Source organism: Pricia sp. (genome assembly GCF_041745955.1).
Classification (GTDB): Bacteria; Bacteroidota; Bacteroidia; order Flavobacteriales; family Flavobacteriaceae; genus Pricia.
This window is the reverse complement of sequence record NZ_JBGTHY010000064.1, coordinates 1-3,429: the sequence shown is the minus strand read 5'-3', so window position 1 is coordinate 3,429 and position 3,429 is coordinate 1. Positions and strand designations below refer to the sequence as shown.

4 protein-coding genes are annotated in these 3,429 nt (G+C 43.8%); all 4 read left to right on the top strand.

Translation table 11 applies throughout. The features are described from left to right. The first annotated feature begins 81 nt into the window (after positions 1–81). Positions 82–705: a DUF4230 domain-containing protein gene (locus ACEW8S_RS02095; RefSeq protein ID WP_373516532.1), complete on the top strand. Its 624-nt coding sequence runs from the start codon at positions 82–84 to the stop codon at positions 703–705. A 79-nt stretch (positions 706–784) separates the two neighbouring features. Beyond that, on the top strand, positions 785–1,222 hold the full coding sequence (locus tag ACEW8S_RS02090; protein ID WP_373516531.1) for a Dabb family protein: 438 nt from the start codon (positions 785–787) through the stop codon (positions 1,220–1,222). Between the two features lie 19 nt (positions 1,223–1,241). Beyond that, a complete protein-coding gene (locus ACEW8S_RS02085) occupies positions 1,242–1,601 on the top strand; it encodes an MmcQ/YjbR family DNA-binding protein (RefSeq protein WP_373516530.1) in 360 nt (119 codons plus the stop codon). 92 nt (positions 1,602–1,693) lie between these two features. Then, positions 1,694–3,429 (top strand): DNA mismatch repair protein MutS (locus ACEW8S_RS02080; protein ID WP_373516529.1); only part of this gene is annotated, 1,736 nt, incomplete at its 3' end.

Here is a 3,429-nt window from a genome sequence, read left to right as displayed (position 1 = left end):
CGTGACATACCAAATCTTTCTGCGCACAACGATTCGCGTATAGCGCAAGGCGATTCGCCCGAACTTCCTTATATTTAGCCCATGGATTCCATTTTCGACACATTTCTAGGCCTTGCACTCGGTGCAATCTTGACGTATTGGGTCTACACATTTTTGCGAAAGAAGAAAAGGAAGGAAATTACGAACCATCAGTCCACCGTACTTTTAGAAAAAATCCGGAGTGTCTGTAAGCTCGTATCCGTAGAGGGGGAGTTTGCCGAAATTTACAAGTATGAGAATATCAGGGAATATTTTATGAGCTTGGTGGGCAGTAAGAAAAAGGCCTTATTGATCATCAATGCCAAGGTGCAGATCGGTTATGACCTCAAGAAAGTGGAACTGACGGCCGACAATGAGAGTAAAAAGATTATTATGAGGAAGTTTCCCCGGCCGGAGATTTTGTCCATCGAGCCTGATATCCAGTTTTATGATATTCGGAGCGGCATGTTCAATTTCTTTTCCTCGGATGACCTTACTTTGCTGAACAAGGAAGCCAAGCAGCATATTCGTGAAAAAGTGCCCGAAAGCGGATTGATGGAAACCGCCCAAAGGGAAGCCCTGCAGGCCGTGCTCCTGATCGAAAAAATCGTTGAAACCATCGGCTGGAAACTGGATTACTCGGCTTTGGAGGTCACGGAAAAACAGAAGGAACTATTGGAAAAGTAATTAGGAACACGCATCACTGGCTAGCGGTCATAACGTCTATATGGCTTGGCCGACCCTTGCAATGACAAAATTAAAATTTATGAGAACTATTGGCACTACATTACTATTTTTAGCCTTGGCCCTAACGGCCTATGGCCAAACTGAAACAGATTCCCGCGAAAGCGGCAATGACAACAAAAGAACATTACCTATGAAAGAATTCGACCCACATTTCGCCCACACGGTATTTTTTTGGTTAAAAAACCCTGACAGTCATGAAGACCGGAAGGCATTCGAGACATCGCTTAAAAAGTTTCTGGACAAATCGGCATACGCCAAGACGACATTCATCGGTAAGCCCCCGAAGGCGAGCCGAAATGTGGTGGATGGATCGTTCACCTATTCATTGATCCTTACTTTTGAATCGGCCGAAGCACAACAGAACTATCAAGACGAACCGCCACACAAGGTTTTCATCGAAGAATCGGAGGACTTGTGGGAGAAGGTCTTGGTCTACGATTCCCAGGGTGTTCAGTAATGACGAATCCTAGAAGCGCATGAACATAGAAGCATTCAGAAACTACTGCATCGTCAAAAAAGGCGTGACCGAAGAACTTCCTTTCGGTCCCGATACCTTGGTTTTTAAGGTCATGGGCAAGATGTTTGCCTTGTGTGCCTTGGAAAGACTACCGCCACAGGTAAACCTAAAATGTGATCCCGAACGGGCCATCGAACTCCGGGAAGAACATGATGGATTTATCATTCCTGGATATCACATGAGCAAAACGCACTGGAACACGCTTTATTTGGATAATCTTCCGCCCAAGCTGATTATTGAACTGCTCGATCGTTCGTATGATTTAGTGGTTGCCAAGCTTACTCAAAAGTTAAAGACGGAATTGAATGCGCTTAGATAATGAGAGGTAGGACAAATTGCGATGCTCAATGCCATGCGGGGAAGCTGAAACGAAAGACCTATATTTGGCCTTCTTAAAACAAGAAATGCCGCATGCAAGATCTGACTTCCTTTTACACCAATGAAATCAAGAAATACGGAGCGGAACTATCGCAAATAAAAAAGCTGCTTTTCGCCTCGAGTATGATCCGTCTCGCGGTTTTTTGCGTTGCGGGACTGGGCATTTATTTGGTATTCGGCAATACCAAATGGGTACTGGCGATCATACTACTGGCTATCGTGCTTTTTCTGTTCTTGGTTTCCAGACACTCCGACTTGCAATATAAGCGGGATAGGCTGAATGCACTTATCCAAATCAACGAGACCGAAGTAAAGGTTTTGAGGCGCGATTTTCTCGACCTTCCAGAAGGGGATGCATTTAAAGATCCACTACATTATTTCAGTCAGGATATCGACCTCTTCGGAAGGGGTTCCTTCTACCAGTATGCCAACCGAACGGCCCTGCAACAAGGCAGCGAAACCTTTGCCGGATTGCTGAAGGAAAATTCCATAGAAAACATCCTCCAAAAACAGGGAGCTATAAAAGAACTCGCGCAGAAGCCCGAATGGCGGCAAAACTTCTCGGCCATAGCTTCTTTGGCCAAGGCTAAAATCGGAACTGTAGCAATTATAGAATGGCTTAAGGAATATAAAAATTTTGTTCCCAAGGTAATGAAAATTCTTCCTTGGGTTTTTTCGGCTATGTCCATTGCAATATTCACTCTTTATTTAATCGATTTAGTTCCAGAATCCATAGTGGTCATTTGGTGGATTTTGGGGTTGGGCATTAAATTCATTTACTCTAAAAAAATTAAGAATTTGGAAGAGTATGCCTCAGAAATGCAAAGTACTTTTCAGCAATACAACCAACTGTTGACACAAATCGAAGATACCGAATTCACCTCCGAAATATTGAGGTCTATGAAGCAGGATGTACTGACGGACAAGGGGAAAACCTCTGAAATTACCAAACGGTTCTCAAGACTATTATACAATTTGGAAAAGGGTAATAACTTTGTATATGAGATTTTTGGCAACGGATTTTTTTTACGCACCATGTCCCATTGCTATCAGGCTGAAGAGTGGATTCAAAAACACGGAAGCTCGGTCGAAAAATGGTTCGACGCCATTGCCTTTTTTGACGCCTATAACAGTTTGGGCAACTTTGCGTTCAACCATCCTATATATTCATATCCTATTTTATCCGATGGAGGCATGGTGCTGAAGTCCGAGGGAGCCGGTCATCCTTTGTTACATCCTGAAAAAAGTATCCTGAACGATTTCCAAATAGAAAAGGAGCAGTTTTTTATTATCACGGGAGCCAATATGGCAGGGACAAGCACCTTTCTTCGGACTGTCTCGCTACAGATTATGATGGCCAATGTGGGGCTTCCGGTATGTGCATCCTCGGTTGAATATTTCCCTATAAAACTGATAACCAGTATGCGCACGACCGATTCGCTGACCGACGACGAGTCATACTTCTTTTCAGAACTGAAACGCTTGAAGTTCATTGTCGATGAAATAGAGACAGACCGTTATTTTATCGTGTTGGACGAGATACTGAAAGGCACCAACAGCACCGACAAGGCAAAGGGAAGCCGCAAATTTGTCGAGCGTTTGGTCAGGTCAAAATCCACTGGAATCATCGCGACCCATGATCTGAGTCTGTGCGAGGTCGCCAAAGAATCCCCCCAAATCGAAAACTATTATTTCGATGCCGAGATTATCGACAACGAGCTGTATTTTGATTATAAGTTCAAAGACGGCATTTGCCAGAATATGAATGC